The sequence below is a fragment of the Psychrobacter sp. CoH-33_TS_01 genome (assembly GCF_058189395.1).
Genome location: NZ_JBVGQI010000001.1, coordinates 401,001 through 416,791, shown reverse-complemented (window position 1 = coordinate 416,791; position 15,791 = coordinate 401,001). Strand labels below are relative to the sequence as shown.

Below are 15,791 nucleotides of genomic sequence, written 5' to 3'. Positions count from 1 at the left end.
CATAATTCTAGCTAATTGAGCAACTTACATAGATAAACAAAAATACTTTTCAAAGTCAATCAATAGTTATCTAAAAGTTATCAAACGCTTACAATACGTAACTTATAATATGTAACCAATTATCCCTACTAAATTAAAAGATACATTACATATCGTTTTAACTAAAAACTACTCATAAAAAAGCTCATCTAATAACTAGATAAGCTTTTTCAAAAATTAATTATTATTCCACGTTAGGTTCTTATTTTTAGTTGCTACTACTGACTTTGATAAGAAAGTTTTACCCCTGCTGCATAGCCATCATTATCTTGGAAGTCCCCTACGATATAGCCATTTGGTAGCTTTGCAGTAGCATCGCCAAACATTAAATATTTACCACCGGCAGAGATTGCCCATTCTGGCGTGACGTTATATTTAACGCCACCACCAAGGCTCCAGTACCCATCAACCGGACCAAGAGAGCTTACTGGATTTCCAGCACCTGAGTCCCAGCCGACTACTACCGTACCCGCTAACTTCTCATTAAAGCGCTTGGCTAGTCCAATGTCCACCTGCCATTGGTCTTTATCATAGTCAATGAGGGGTAAGCCTTCTTCCACAGAGACTTTCGAGAAAGCATTATAAAGTGGTGGGACAATTTGAAAATCATTCCAAGGTACCCAGCGTACATCTAGTGTCCCTAACAATTGATACTCTTGACTAAGCCCGGTTTGTAAATTCAAGTTGACAGATTTCGGCGTGGTCACGGTAGTATCTGTCGTTGCACTGTCTGATAATGGCCCAGTATAGCCATCCTCTCTTATTACCGCTTGAATGATCTCATTATTTAGAGCAGGCATAGTCTCTGAGATAGGAGTTTCGTGGTCAATCTCAGAGCGATAAGTTAATGCGGCATTTAAGGCAATCTCAGGCTTGCTATACGCTACCCCCGCTATCCAACCCATAGCCGTATCACTATTAACTGCAGCGTCATAACCCGTTAGTGGTCCATAAGCATTACCGCGCAGATGAACTTCCGCTTCGGCCTTTTGTAATACCGGACCGCCGTATACTTGGAATCCGTTAGATTTAACCCCTAATAACCCTGTCCAGGTCTCAGTAAAGACTTTGACATTTGATGCACTGTCATAACCTGGCTCACCAATCCTAGTATCAATATCAGTTATTGGTACTGAAATAAAATCGGCAGTGCCAGGTACTGGTAAACCGACTTGTTGATCAGCATTAGAGACAAAGTTGTTATCGCCTGAATGACGGACTTCAGCCCCCCAGGGCTCATCATAGAACACCCCAATACTTATATTATCATTTATATCAGCTTTGACCCCATAGCGCATAAAGGTATAAGCATCATCTGTAATATTGTTAATGGGCTTGCCTTTAACATATTCGTCCTTAATAGGTGAGATGCCAATTGCGCTACCATCGTCATGACCGGTGATATCGGTACTAATATAGGCATAATCAATCTCGGCATAGACACCTTCGTTGAAAAACCCAGTGATGTCTTGTCCAGAACGATCAAGACCAGCCGCTTGTGATAAAGGGGCCGTAGCTAGAGACAATAAAGCTAAAGTTATTTTTGAGATAGGAAACTTTTGCAACATTAGAAATCCTCCATGATTAAAATAAATATCAAAGTGCTTTGCTCTTAAGCTTAAAGCCGATACTAAAATTGGCAATTCATCCTATGCCAAAAAATTCAAAAGTTTACTTAATAGTCTGCCATTAGTATTCGGGGGCGTGAGTAGGTAATGGATTAAAGATTATATTTAATAATATTTAATTTTTATAATAAATAAAACTAAACAATATAGCAATCATTCTTTAAATATATTTATAATAGACACGTTTTAATTCATTACGTTTCAGAGAGAAGATATTTGATAAATGGCTTGTGATTGTTACAGTTATTAGAGGGCTCATCTAAAAGCTTTTAGTTAACAATACAGTTGCAGATTTTTCATCACGATTGTCGTAATAGCGAAAATTGCTAGAGGTTTTAGCATAGTTCATAACCACTCTTGGTGTTAAGCCGTATAAAGTAAAGTCACGTTTCCAGACTTGCAGGCCGAGCGAAGTCGTTTTATCTTTCCTATTACTGCCATACTCACCGCCAAATGAGTTGTAATATCCTATATACCCTCCACTACCTGGTCGATAAGTTTCACTAGGATTGTCATAATCTTTGATAGCATATCCAAGGGTAGTTAAGGTCGAGATACCACGTGGCCATTCTTTGCCCCAGCCTACATTGACACCATTTCTGTCATAACTAATGATGCTCGACCTTGGTACCTCATTACGATAGTGATCGACACCACCGTAGTAGTATTCTGTAGCATTTTTGGTATAGAGACCACTGGCTCCAATAAACTTGCCATCGGCCTCCCGATTCTTATCCTTTTTTTGCTCAAATTTTTCATTAGAATAGCGACTGGATAAGGTTAATTTTAGCTTTGGCTTGACCCAGCGAGAGGCACGTACAGAGATTCCCTTGCTTAGGCTATAGTCCGCTTCATTATAATAACGTTTACTCATATACGGACTCAGCGAAATATCATTTTTTGCATCGGCATAGCCTACACCGGTAGATACTGTGAACAGATAATCGTTGTAATCACTCTCATCCCAATAGCCTTTAATAAAAGCATTGCCACCCACAGTTGCGTAGTAGTTTTTGGGTAAGTTAATACGTTTTTTTGCCCCTATAGTAGCCTGCAGCCCATTTGCTTTGATGGGAGCGACTGAATAATCTCCGGGAACATCATTAACATTATCATCGCTGATATAGCTAATCGACGTATTGAACCGCCATTCATCTACCCGCTTTAATTGCTGGAGTGAACGCTCAATGCTCGCTAGTATTTGCTCTGGCAAAGGCTCTGCCCGTAATCTTAGATATTGACTCTTAGCCGCTACATATTGCTTATCAACATATAGAGCAGTAGCTAAATTTAAGCGTACAGGATGAAAATTTGGGTCGGTGGCTAGCATCTTGCGATAAATAGCGATAGCGGCTTTGTTGTCTCCTTTACTGCGATAGACCAAAGCTTCGGCATATTGAATCAAAGTGGGATCATTATTAGCTAGCGCTTTATACTCAGGTAGCAGCTGCTTCACGGTAGCCATGTCTCCTGCAGCCAAGGCTTGATTAAGGTACTTACTAAATAAGACCGCGTCAGACTTTAGGGTTGGTAAATCATAAGAGCGCGCGAGTTTCTGCTGGCGTTGCCGCTGTAGAGCGTCTTCGGTTTCTTCGAGAGTAGGCCGAGCGGTAGGTACGGCAGATTGAGCGAAATTAACCTCACTACTGTCAGTGAGTAATTCGACTGTAGCGGCTTGTATTGGCAGATCTGTTTGAGTAAAAATAGCTTCTTGTATTAATAAAGCCGGCTGAGCAGGCGCCTGTTCATCTGCCGCAAAAGCAGTGCTTAGGGTTAAAGGTAATACTACAGTAGGCACTACTATGCGTAATGCTAAGGGTGAGACTTGTTTAATAGCTAATAAAGCTTTTTCGGGTGTTATTTTAACGACCATCATAATGCTGACTTCCTTGGCTAAAGTACTACAATAAATACAGGGCTATCTAGCCCAATAACTCAGACCTCATAGAGAAAAAAGCGCCCTAGGACGCTTTTTTCTAATAGATATATCGCTATTAATATTTACTGTTTTTCAGCACCGAAAGTACCTTGGAAGTTAGTTCCTGTACCTGCTATAGTCCCTGTGCCAGGAGTCAGTGCACCCTCTTCTTCTCGCGCTTCTTGGTAGATGCCGCCTAAGAACTGCGCATCTTGACCGAAGAACCCACCTGCTGTAGCAATAATGTCTTCTTTGCTTGTGAACTCATTGCCATCAATCGTAGCGGCAATATTAATTTCATTGTCTTCTGGCATATAGACATAGTCGCCCTCAGCAAAGTTTAAAGTACCCTCTAAAGTACCGTCGACAAAATCAGCATTAAAGGTAGAGGTGCCATCGACCACTGGGCCATCACGATCACCATCGGCTAAGTGCAGCTTTTCGATATAGGTGGCGACCCCTTCATATTGAACAGTACCATCATTGATATCATTATCAACATTGTACTGAGCCACCGATTTTAGATAGTCCATATCTGCTAAAGCAGTCGCATTACCGATAGCATAGACGTTAGAGTAGCGAGACTTAACGCCGCTACCTAAGCCACCTTCTTTGCTAATAGGACCATAGACATGACCAATCTGCATCTGCGTATCGAAGTTACGATAAACCGAGTCATAATCAAGGCTAAGTTCTAACGGACCAAGAATCGAATTTACATTTTGGAACTTAACATTGTTCATAGCGGCAGACTTTTTAAAGTCGTTACCCGCATCAACATCATTATCGCGAACGGTAATTATCTCTTGAGGTTCCGTAAACTGCGACGGAGAGACAATATCTAAGCGAGCATCAAAAGCATCATAACTGGTGAAGTTATCTCCTTCTTGAGTAATGATAGGACCTTCTTCACCATTGGCATCCGGCTCAGTTTCCGTAAAGGTTTGGTCATCTGTGACAAACTGACGATAGCCAATACGATTAGTAGTACCGAGACCTTGTACACTGCTGAGTGTGTTGCTCATTACTCCTGAAATATCTGACTCAGCGGGTACTTCTGGATTGACAGGCGGTTCAGGGTCTGTGGTGCCCATATCTTTAGAGGCACCAAACGTACCTTGCGCTCTATTATTCTGATAGATACCGCCTACATATTCAGCATCTGTGCCATAAAAACCACCTGTTGTGTTATAGCCATTTTTACGACCTGAGAACTCATTACCCTCTATAACAGCCGCGATTTCGATATCCGCAACCTCATCAAATTCTAGTGCCCCATTTACTGTACTCGCTACAAAATCTGCGGTAAGAGCAGAGCTGCCGTAATTGACTTCGTTGCCTGCACCCACTTTGCGGTAAGTAGCATCGCCTTTGTAGTCAACTGCGCCTTCTGTAGGCATCGTAGTCGTCTCTTGCCCTATTACAGCGACTCCATCTACAGGGACTTCAAGAGTATCAGCCATTACAGCGCCATCTACATGAGCAATGCGCATCTCACCGTCATCACCGAAATCTTTATATACAGACACGTAGTTTAAGTCATCATCTGCCAAGACATTAGCAGTGCCTTCATACGTCTGAAAGCCATTTTCTGTTTCAACATCATCTGTACCAGCAAGCTGCATAGCTACTGGATCTGTGATTAGGGAAGGCAGCAGCAAATCTGCTCGAGCATCGATATCATCTAAACTGCGAATATCAAAATTACGAGTCGTAGCGCGCACTGAATTGGTATTCTGTCCCAAATCTCTAACATCCGCACGCACATGCTGAACACCTGTTAAATCTGTGCTTGGTGGTGGTGCTGTAGCCTCTTTATTTGCACCATAAGTACCTTGTGCCCCATTACCTTCGTAGATACCGCCTAGATATTCAGCTTCACCGCCGTAAAAACCGCCTTCAGTATTGTAGCCATCACTAGTGCCACTGAAAATATTACCATCAATACTGGCGGCTAAATTAATATTATCCACGTCGTCAAAAGATAGTGTGCCACCGACAGTACTGGCAACAAAATCAGCGGTAAATACAGAGCTGCCATACTCAATATCGTTATCAAGGCCTGTTAAGCGATAAGTGGCATCGCCTTTGTACTCCACACTACCTTCCGATGGCATATTGGCCTCTTGCGTAGCATTACCTACGACGAATACCCCATCTACAGGTACTGTAACACCCACTGCGGCAACGTCTACTGGCCCATCAATATGACCAATACGCATAACATTGTCATCATCGAAGTCTTTATAGACAGAGTCGTAGTTTAATTCAAGCTCACCTAGTGCAGACTGAACGGTAGCATTATCAGAGTGAGACTTGAAGCCTTGCTCAGTATCCGTGTCATTATCTCCGGAGATGATCACAGGCACAGCCTCTGAAATAATATCTGGCGCCGCCAACTCTGCTCTAGCATCTATATCAGCGGTAGAGCGGGCTGTAAAATCTCTGGTAGTGGTATCTAGCTTACCCTGCCCTGCCTCTGTAGCATCAATAAGTACGTGCTGGGCCCCAGTAAGCTCTGCTTCAGGGGTCGTTATGTCATCAGCTGTTGTGTCATCGGTTGTAGTATCGTCAGTCTTAGGCTGGATTACTGAGCTGTGGTTAAAGACTTCATCAAAGCTATAAGATGAGGCACCATCACCGCCATAGCAGGATGAGAGAATAATAGCTGTGATAATAGCCACGCTAGCTTTGAGAGGGACGTTAGGTCGTTTTGGTAGATTGCCGTTGATAGTCCTTTGATGTTTAGGGGACATTATATTTCCTCCATGATTATTTGGTATGAAATGTCTTGCGCATCTGCGCATTCAACACTCACTCATAGCCATACAGCGCAATAGGTACAGAATGTACTTCTTACAGGCCGTGAGACATATGCAACTATCATAGATAAACAAATATACGGTCGAATATCAATTAAATTATTTAAATAACTATTAAGCAATTATTAACTATAATTTTTTAAAATGTAACTGAATATATAAAATATGACAATTTCAATACTACGTAACTTCCTTGCCATTGGTTATGCTTTAAAACCTTATACGTTATAAAGGCTTCGAGTATAAGCGTCCTTTTATCTCTATAAATATAGCAATACACAGAGCAAAAAAAGCCGCTATCAATTGATAGCGGCTTAGTTATAATACGGCACTTTTGAGACTGGACTAAAGCAATCCTACTACTAACTAAATGCTTATTTAGCTTGATAAGCCAATTTCATACCAAAGAGATAGGCATCATTGTCTTCAAACGTACCAATCTTACTACCACTGGCAGCTAGAACGCCATCAGCATCGCCTAGCATTAAGTATTTAGCACCGGCTGATACCGACCATGCAGGCGTGACATTGTATTTAGCGCCAAGGCCAACACTGTAATAGCCTTCAGTAGGTCCTAATGGTGAGACTGGGTTACCTGCACCACTGTCCCAACCGATTGAACCTGATACCGCTAAAGCTGGCGTAAGGCGTTTGCCTAAACCCACTTCTACCATATAGGCGTCATCGCTATACTGTAGCAAGTTAGCTTTAGGAACACCTAGTAGAGCCGAAACGTTATCATTTAGTAATGGCGGTGCAATTACAAAGTCACTCCAAGGCACCCAACGGGCTTTTGCGGTTAACAATGTAGTGGCATTAAGGCCCGTTTGGAAATCAATATTGACTGATTTAGGGGTGGTCAACTCTTTCTCTTTTGTTTGAGCAGATGTATATGGTGAACCATTAAGAGCAGGCATAGCTTCAGCATAATTTACATCATGCTCGATTTCTGAACGATAAGTCACAGCAGCTTTTAAACCAATTTCTGGCTTCACGTAAGCAATACCCGCCATATAGCCATAAGCATCATTTTTAGCAATATTTAAAGTATAACCGTCTAAAGCTTGTAGCGCAGCACCATTAAGTTTGACATCGCCTTCAATCTTTTGTAGCACTGGGCCACCATAAACTTTGAAGTTATTGTTAGCGCCTAAATTAAGCCCTAACATACCAGTAAAGTTATCGGTACTAACATCAGCCGAAGTGGGCATAAATTGACCGTTAGCGGTTTTAGTTAGTAGGTTATCACCTTCAAAACTAACTGCAGCACCAAAAGGTTGATCGTAGAATACACCAACGCTAACTTTGTCATTGACATCGGTTTTGACACCGTAACCATAGCCTTCATACTCTTCTGCAAGGCTATCGACTTTTCTACCAGTTACGTCTACGCCTGAAACATCAGGACTGATGTGATAAGCGCTAACATAAGCTAAAGTCCCACTTGAGCTAAAGTCTTCACTGGGCTGGCCTGAACGATCAAGACCAGAAGCGCCTGCTAAAGAAGTAAGAGATAAGGCGGCTAGCGCACAGGTAAGCTGAGATAAGGTAAAGACTTTTGACATTGAATGTCCTCCATGATGATAAAAATGACAACGTCCATAGTCGTCAATCTAACTGGCTTTGCTTACTTACTTTATCTAGTAAGTAAATCCCACCTAAATTGGTCATACGCTATTATGCAGGCTAGTAATTGAGAAGATTCTCCCTTACCTATCACCTTGTCATAATGTTTAATAACGTAAGTTCTGTAAGTATCATAGTTAAATTATTGTAACTTAGCAATGGAATATCGTTACCATTTGACATTTATTGCAATAAAAAAGCAGCCTCTCTGGGCTGCTTTTCTATTAATACATTTATTTATAAACATTTATCAATTATTGCAATAATTTAAAACAATGAAATAAAAGTGTTTATATAATCTTATTAGCCTACTTTTCTTGATAAGACAGTTTAACACCTACAGCATAACCATCGTTATCTTCAAAGTTACTAACGACTTTACGGTTAGGTAATGACCCATTGGCATCACCAAACATCAAGTATTTACCACCGGCTGAGATTGCCCAGTTTTTGTCGAGGTCAAACTTAGCACCAGCACCTACACTATAATAGCCTTCGATAGGGCCTAATGAAGTGGTTGGGTTACCTGCACCACTATCCCAACCTAAGCTACCTGATACCGCTAAGTTTGGCGCAACACGTTTGGCTAGACCTAACTCTACTTGCCATTGGTCTTTATCGTAGCTTACCAAAGCAGAGTCTGTCTGTTCATTATATAAAGGTGGAACAATTTCAAACTTGCTCCAAGGCACAAAACGAACTTTAGCAGTAGCTAAGGTTGTTGGGTTAACGCCTGTTTGAAAGTCAAAGTTGACTGACTCAGGGGTAGTGATATCAATTTTGCTGCCTTGTCTTGCAGCAAATACTGGCATCGTCTCATCGATATTATTTTCATGATCGATTTCTGAGCGATAAGTTAATGCAGCTTTTAGAGCTATTTCTGGCTTTGAGAATGCGGCACCGGCAACCCAACCATAGCCATCACTAGAAGAGATATGCGCGTCATAGCCTGCAGCTGTTAAATAAGCGGGACCACGCAGTGCTACATCAGCGTTTAGACGTTGAATAGCTGGACCACCATAAATTTGGAAGTTGTCATTTAGCTTAACACCAATAAGACCAGTGATGTTTTCACTTCTTACTTCTACATTGGTACCTTGACCTGTAGTTGCACTAATACCACTTATGATTTTATCAGTTGCACCTAATGCAGTACCTAAATCTTGCGCTTGAGCCTGCAAAATGGCTTTTTGTTCAGCAGGAAGGTTAGGGTTAGCTAGAGCATTTTGCAAACCTTTGAAGGCTGTCTGAGCATCTGCTACCGAACTAAATTTGTCTTGAGTCAAACCAGCCACAAGCTGATCAGCATTAGCAGCAATTTGTGCAGCATCGCCACTTACGAAGTTATTGTTGCCAGAGTATTTAGCGGCCGCACCAAAAGGCTCGTCGTATAAGATACCAACGCTAACTCTATCGTTTACGTCAACTTTTACACCATAACGCGCCATGTCATAAGATTCAGCGATATCGTCAATCTTATTGCCTTGGTTATATTTGCTTAAGTCTGCAATACCCATGTAAGAGTTATCATTACCAGTAACTTTAGCATCAATATAGGTATAGCTGGCTTCAGCATAGAGACCATCTTGTAAGAAAGCACTGATATCTTGACCTGAGCGATCAAGGCCAGCAGCGCCCGCTACGCTAGCAACAGATAAAGAAGTGATGGCAACTGCCAAAGTCTTAAGAGAAAAATTGTGGATCATGAATGGCTCCAAACGTCCAAATTGTTAAAAATAAAATGCCAACCAATCAACAGGCATGGTTAGGCATAGTTGCCCTAGAAACGCGTCCCCATAGTAATGAAAATGACACGCAAATACAACATTAGAATAAGAATGCTACCAGTAAGAAATTTCGCTTTACTAAATGTAAAAGTATGATGTTATTTATTCTACTAACAATTCAGAACACAACCGTTCTCTATTGATTTAATTGATATTTCTTATAACAACTCTAACTTTCATTCAAGGCTTTTATTAAGAACCTCTAAGCTAAGTTGTTTATTATTAAGATAATTCATATGTTTTATTGATTAGAATTTTCCATATATTAATAATTTTTTATTAATAATGCGGTGGCTTATCAGCCATGACATCAAACGGTGCTACGCCCTCCTCGCTCTTATTGTCAATACGGCCATAAACCAACTGTAGTTGACGCTGCATATCTTGCATTTGTTTATCCTGCACTGCGATGACTTTATCCAGACGTTCTAGCGTATCTTCTAGATGGGCAACTGTGATTTGCAAGTCAGTGACCTGCTGCGCTAAATCCTGTGACATGTCTGTACTCCTCATTGGTAAATCATTAATGTGTTATTTACTAGGCTCATAAAGCCTGCTATCGCTAAAAATTACGCTAATTAAAATGCTAGGCAAGCTTTAAGCTTAATTAAAATTTAAGAGGCCTTACCCTTAAAGACAGTCGAGCTATCACACGAATATCTGGCAATAGCATGCTATAATCTGGGCAATTTTAACCTTGGGTAAGACAAATTAGCTATGGCACTAGTACATTTAAAAAATATTCATCTGGCATTCGGCATTGCGCCTATTTTAGATGGTATAGATCTGAGCATCAGTGAAGGCGAGCGCGTCTGCTTAATTGGACGTAATGGCGAAGGCAAGTCTACTTTATTTAAGTTGATTAATGGCTCATTGCAGCCCGATAGCGGCGAAGTCATTATGAATAATAGTGTGCGCATCGCTATGCTAGAGCAGGACGTGCCCGAATCGGAAGGGCGTATTTTAGATATCGTCATGGGGGGTAGCCCTCGTACTGCGCAACTGCTTAAAGACTATAATATCAAATTAGATGCCTGTGCTGATGGCGATATGGATGCCTGTGACGCGATGGCCACCTTGCAACACGATATCGATGCAGTACACGGTTGGGACCTTGAGCGCGAAGCCACTACACTTATTACCAATATGGGACTGAATCCCGAAGACGACCTCTCTGCCCTATCTGGCGGCCGTAAACGTCGTGTGCTATTAGCCCGAGCTCTAGTGACTAAGCCTGATCTTTTACTTCTTGACGAACCAACCAACCATTTGGATGTCGATAGTATTGAATGGTTGGAGCAATTCTTAAAGGACTGGCAAGGCCTGACGCTATTATTCGTCACGCATGACCGTGCCTTTGTCGATAAGCTTGCGACCCGTATTATTGAGCTCGATCGTGGCCAGTTGTCCAGCTATGACGTGACCCAAGGCGCTGGTGGCTATGCTCGCTATCAAGAGTTAAAAGAGCAGCAACTCTTAGCAGAAGAAAAGAACAACGCCAATTTTGATAAAAAGCTCGCTCAGGAAGAAGTGTGGATTCGCCAAGGCATCAAAGCGCGTCGGACCCGTAATGAAGGCCGCGTACGCGAATTAAAACAACTGCGTGAAGAGCGTAAGTCGCGTCGTGAGCAAGTGGGCAACGTCAATATCACCATGACCAGTGGCGATAAGAGTGGCAAGCTCGTCTGTAAGGTTAAAAACTTGCATCTTGAATATGACGGTGATGTGTTGGTCGATGGCTTTAGTACCACTATTGTACGTGGTGATAAAATCGGTATTATCGGCCCTAATGGAGTGGGTAAAACGACCCTTATTAAAGCTATCTTAGATATGTCGGATGCTGATCTCACTCAAACGGGCAGCGTCACCTTAGGGACTAACCTCAAGATTGCCTTCTTTGACCAGCTGCGTGATCAGCTTGATCTTGAAGCCAGTGTGGCACAAAACGTCTCAGAAGGGTCTGACTTCGTCGAAGTGGGCGGCCGCAAAACGCATATCATGAGCTATTTGCAAGACTTCTTATTCGCCCCAGAGCGTGCCCGTACTCCGGTTAAAGCCTTATCGGGTGGTGAGCGTAACCGTGTGCTATTGGCCAAGCAACTGCTAAAACCTGCCAATATTCTAATCCTCGATGAGCCTACCAACGATTTGGATATGGCAACCCTTGAATTATTAGAAGAGTCCGTAGCGAGCTTTAACGGTACTATCTTACTGATTAGCCATGACCGTGCCTTTATGGACAATGTCGTGACATCCACTTGGGTGTTTGATAAAGATGAAGAAGGCAATGGTATCGTCAAAGAGTATGTCGGTGGATATCAAGACTATTTAGTACAAAAAGACCGTAACGATAAGCCTCTAGCCTCTGCTAACAGTAAAAAATCCAATAAGGCCAACCCTGCAAAAGCTAACGATAGTGATTTGCCCGCTGCAAATAAGAAAAAGCTAAGCTATAATGACCAGCGCGAACTCGACGCTCTTCCTAAGCAAATCAAACTGTTAGAAGAAGAACAAGCCGGTTTGCAAGCTAAGTTAGCGGATGGCTCTTGGTTTACCCAAGATTTGGAAGCGGCAACGGCGGCTAGCGAACGTCTGACCGCTATTGATGACGAGCTGATGCAGAAACTGGAACGCTGGGAAGCTTTAGAGCAAGAATAAAGGCTTTAAGGTAATCCGATCTGGTTTACCGATAATCAGCTTAGCTAGCTATTTATAGCTTAGATAACTATGTCTTAGATAACTATCGCTCAACTCTATATATAACAACCACAACGGGGCCTCCATAGTGAGCTGCCCCGTTTCTTAAGTAAGTAGAAAAGGTAAATAAATTAGTTTTATATTTGGTATTACTATTTTTATGCCTAGTCTTGCTAGTAATAATAAAATGTTTAGAATATCTGTTGGCTATACTGTGTGAATATCGTAGAAATAGCTCTGATATCGTGCCGAAAATCCAGCGAATATTCGTATAGTTTTAATAAAAAAATAAATTCCTTAGACTGCTTAAGGAATTGAGTGAAACTTTGCTATAATGTCAATAGCTAGCTCGTCTTAAAAGCAGAGAAACCCTGGTAAAATTTTACTCAGGGGTTTGCTTTATTTTGCGCCTATGAATTTATTTTATGACGAAAATAGCTTAGAATAGTAACAATTAGCAAAACTAGGCACAGCTAAAAGTGGTTCAGGTGCAACATTCATGCTCCCCACCGCCACAAACCCAGTGTGGGATAATCCCATTACATTCACCTGGAGGAAGTTTTAATGAGCCATGCCGAAGGCGTTAATGTAAAACGCCGTAGAGTTCTTATTGCCTCGACAGCCGCGATTGGAGCGGCAGGCGTCGCTGCAGTGGCTACACCTTTTGTCCGTTCATGGTATCCGAGTGCGAAAGCAGAAGCGGCAGGCGCTGCTGTTACGCAAGATATTGGATCTATTGAAGCAGGACAAATGATTGTCGTAAAGTATCGTGGTAAGCCTATCTATGTCGTTAAACGTACCGAAGATATGCTGGCTAACTTGGATAAAGTTACGCCATTGCTCTCAGACCCAGATTCAAGTGCTTCAGTGCAGCCTGAATATTGTACCAACCAAACTCGATCTCGTGAGCCAACCGTCTTGGTGGTAGAAGGCGTGTGTACCCATCTAGGGTGTGCGCCTAACTTCCGTCCAGAAGTAGGAGCCGCTGATCTTGGTGGTAATGATTGGTTTGGCGGGTTTTTCTGCCCCTGTCATGGCTCTAAGTACGATCTGTCAGGTCGAGTTTTCAAAGGGGTGCCAGCCCCACTCAACTTACCCATCCCAGACTATAACGTGGATGGTACCATCTTGACGGTCGGGGAGGCTTAATCATGAGTATAGGCAAAAAAATGATGCACTGGGTGGATGCGCGCTTTCCCGCGACTGAAACCTACGAATACCACATGTCAAAATACTATGCACCAAAAAACTTCAACTTTTGGTATTTTTTTGGTGTGTTGTCGATGGTGGTATTGGTCAACCAGCTGGTAACCGGCATTTGGCTAACCATGATGTACAACCCTAGTGCAGAAGGCGCTTTCGCCTCTGTCGAATATATCATGCGTGACGTAAAAGGCGGCTGGCTCATTCGCTATATGCACTCGACAGGCGCCTCAGCCTTCTTCGTAGTCGTATATCTGCATATGTTCCGTGCCCTACTCTACGGCTCATACCAGAAACCACGTGAGCTTATTTGGCTAATTGGTATGGGTATTTACCTATGTCTAATGGCTGAAGGCTTCTTTGGTTATCTATTACCTTGGGGTAACATGTCGTTTTGGGGTGCTCAGGTTATTCTTAACCTTCCCGCGGCTATCCCTGTTATCGGTGATGGCTTAGCTGAATGGGTTCGCGGTGATTATCTAATTTCAGGTATTACGCTTAACCGCTTCTTTGCCCTACACGTAGTGGCTATTCCACTAGTGCTAGTCGGTCTGGTCTTTATGCATATGGTCGCGCTGCATCATGTTGGCTCGAACAACCCTGATGGTATCGATATCAAAAAGCTAAAAGACAAAAATGGTGTGCCGTTAGATGGTGTGGCTTTCCACCCTTACTATACTGTGCATGACATGATCGGTATTGTGGTCTTCTTTATCTGTTTCTTTGCGGTAGTATTCTTCTTTCCAGAAGGCGGCGGATTCTTCTTAGAGCCACCTAACTTTGAAGGCGCGAATGCCCTGAAGACTCCAGCTCACATTGCCCCAGTTTGGTACTATACCCCGTTCTACGCTATCTTACGTGCGGTACCTAATAAGCTTGGTGGTGTTATTGCTATGGGCGGCGCGATTGCTGTACTGTTCTTAATCCCTTGGTTAGACCGTTCACCAGTACGCTCTATCCGCTATAAAGGTATTTTGTCTAAGATTGCTTTAACTATCTTTGCCATTAGCTTCTTAGTATTGGGTTATTTAGGCGCGACACCAGCTTCGCCAACAGCCACTATTATGGCGCGTATCTTTACCGTCTTGTACTTCTTGTTCTTCTTACTCATGCCAATTTACACTGCTATTGAGAAGTGTAAACAGCCACCCGATCGCGTTACTGGAGGTCACTAATGAATATGCTCACCAAATCCTTAGCTGGAATTAGCTTAGGCGCTGCATTGACTTTAGCGGCAGGTAGTGCAGCAGCCTCTGGTGGCGGAGGTTGTGGTACTTTTACCAATGCCGAAGGCGTAGAAGAGCATTTGGCCTGTAGTACAGCCCCTGTTGATTTTACCAACAAAGGCTCACTGCAGAACGGCGCTAAGATCTTTATGAACTACTGTGTGGGGTGTCATACGGCTCAGTATGTTCGCCACTCTAGAATCGCACAAGATCTTGAGATTCCACCAGAGCTAGTACAAAAGTATCTGATGGTGACTACCGATCAAATTGGTGACCACATTACTGCTGGCATTGACCCTGATGTCCAAGCAAATTGGTTTGGTGCACCGCCACCAGATTTGTCACTAGAGACTCGTTTACGTGGTGATGACTGGGTATATACTTACCTATTGTCATTCTACGAAGATCCTAGCCGTCCTTGGGGGGCTAATAACTTAGTCTTACCAAACGCGGCTATGCCTCACGTGTTGCATAATATGCAAGAAGAACTCAGTAAAGAAGAGTTTGAAAGCGAAGTGGGCGATCTAGTCAACTTTATGGCGTGGATGGGCGAGCCGGTCCGTCATGATCGTAAAGTGATTGGTGGTTTTGTTATATTGTTCTTATTAGTGTTATTAATTCCAGTATATCTATTGAATAAAGAATTCTGGAAAGACGTTAAATAAGACGGTTACCCCTAGATTTAGCGTTAAAATTATTTATAGAGGAAGGGCAGCACTCAGGTGTTGCTCTTTTTTATGGGCTGTAGTTTCACCATTAGCCTTTATGGCATAGCCATACTCAATATTTCATACCCTGCAGTAATGACCAGCCGTCGTTTGCTACTGAAGCGTTTGCTCGGATAA

10 protein-coding genes are annotated in these 15,791 nt (G+C 42.5%); 4 read left to right on the top strand and 6 right to left on the bottom strand.

Translation table 11 applies throughout. The annotated features are described in order from the left end of the window. Positions 1-257: 257 nt before the first annotated feature. The 6 genes from ACZ2XM_RS01740 to ACZ2XM_RS01715 form a co-directional block, all read right to left on the bottom strand. Positions 258-1,607: a hypothetical protein gene (locus ACZ2XM_RS01740; protein WP_490587881.1), complete on the bottom strand. Its 1,350-nt coding sequence runs from the start codon at positions 1,605-1,607 to the stop codon at positions 258-260. 319 nt (positions 1,608-1,926) lie between these two features. Beyond that, entirely contained in the window at positions 1,927-3,543 is a 1,617-nt protein-coding gene (locus ACZ2XM_RS01735) for a surface lipoprotein assembly modifier (RefSeq protein ID WP_490587882.1), read from the bottom strand. A 125-nt stretch (positions 3,544-3,668) separates the two neighbouring features. Further along, entirely contained in the window at positions 3,669-6,341 is a 2,673-nt protein-coding gene (locus tag ACZ2XM_RS01730; RefSeq protein ID WP_490587883.1) for a transferrin-binding protein-like solute binding protein, read from the bottom strand. Between the two features lie 440 nt (positions 6,342-6,781). After that, the gene (locus ACZ2XM_RS01725) at positions 6,782-7,972 is read right to left on the bottom strand and encodes an OmpP1/FadL family transporter (RefSeq protein ID WP_490587884.1); all 1,191 of its coding nucleotides are present in this window, start codon (positions 7,970-7,972) and stop codon (positions 6,782-6,784) included. A 369-nt stretch (positions 7,973-8,341) separates the two neighbouring features. Beyond that, complete coding sequence (locus ACZ2XM_RS01720) at positions 8,342-9,739, bottom strand: OmpP1/FadL family transporter (protein ID WP_490587885.1); 1,398 nt, start codon at positions 9,737-9,739, stop codon at positions 8,342-8,344. A gap of 360 nt (positions 9,740-10,099) precedes the next feature. Then, positions 10,100-10,318, bottom strand: a complete 219-nt coding sequence (locus tag ACZ2XM_RS01715; protein WP_490587886.1) for a SlyX family protein — start codon at positions 10,316-10,318, stop codon at positions 10,100-10,102. A gap of 219 nt (positions 10,319-10,537) precedes the next feature. Here ACZ2XM_RS01715 and ACZ2XM_RS01710 point away from each other — a divergent pair, with 219 nt between their 5' ends. From ACZ2XM_RS01710 to ACZ2XM_RS01695, 4 genes are all read left to right on the top strand, one after another. Beyond that, entirely contained in the window at positions 10,538-12,478 is a 1,941-nt protein-coding gene (locus ACZ2XM_RS01710; protein WP_490587887.1) for an ATP-binding cassette domain-containing protein, read from the top strand. A gap of 603 nt (positions 12,479-13,081) precedes the next feature. After that, positions 13,082-13,666 carry a ubiquinol-cytochrome c reductase iron-sulfur subunit gene (gene petA / locus ACZ2XM_RS01705; protein ID WP_490587888.1) on the top strand — a complete coding sequence of 195 codons (585 nt, stop codon included), beginning with the start codon at positions 13,082-13,084 and terminating at the stop codon, positions 13,664-13,666. Between the two features lie 23 nt (positions 13,667-13,689). Beyond that, positions 13,690-14,895, top strand: a complete 1,206-nt coding sequence (locus ACZ2XM_RS01700) for a cytochrome b (RefSeq protein ID WP_490588193.1) — start codon at positions 13,690-13,692, stop codon at positions 14,893-14,895. Next, positions 14,895-15,611, top strand: coding sequence for a cytochrome c1 (locus ACZ2XM_RS01695; protein WP_490587889.1), 717 nt, complete (start codon positions 14,895-14,897; stop codon positions 15,609-15,611). Before ACZ2XM_RS01700 ends, ACZ2XM_RS01695 begins: the two co-directional genes overlap by 1 nt. The last annotated feature ends 180 nt before the right edge of the window (positions 15,612-15,791 follow it).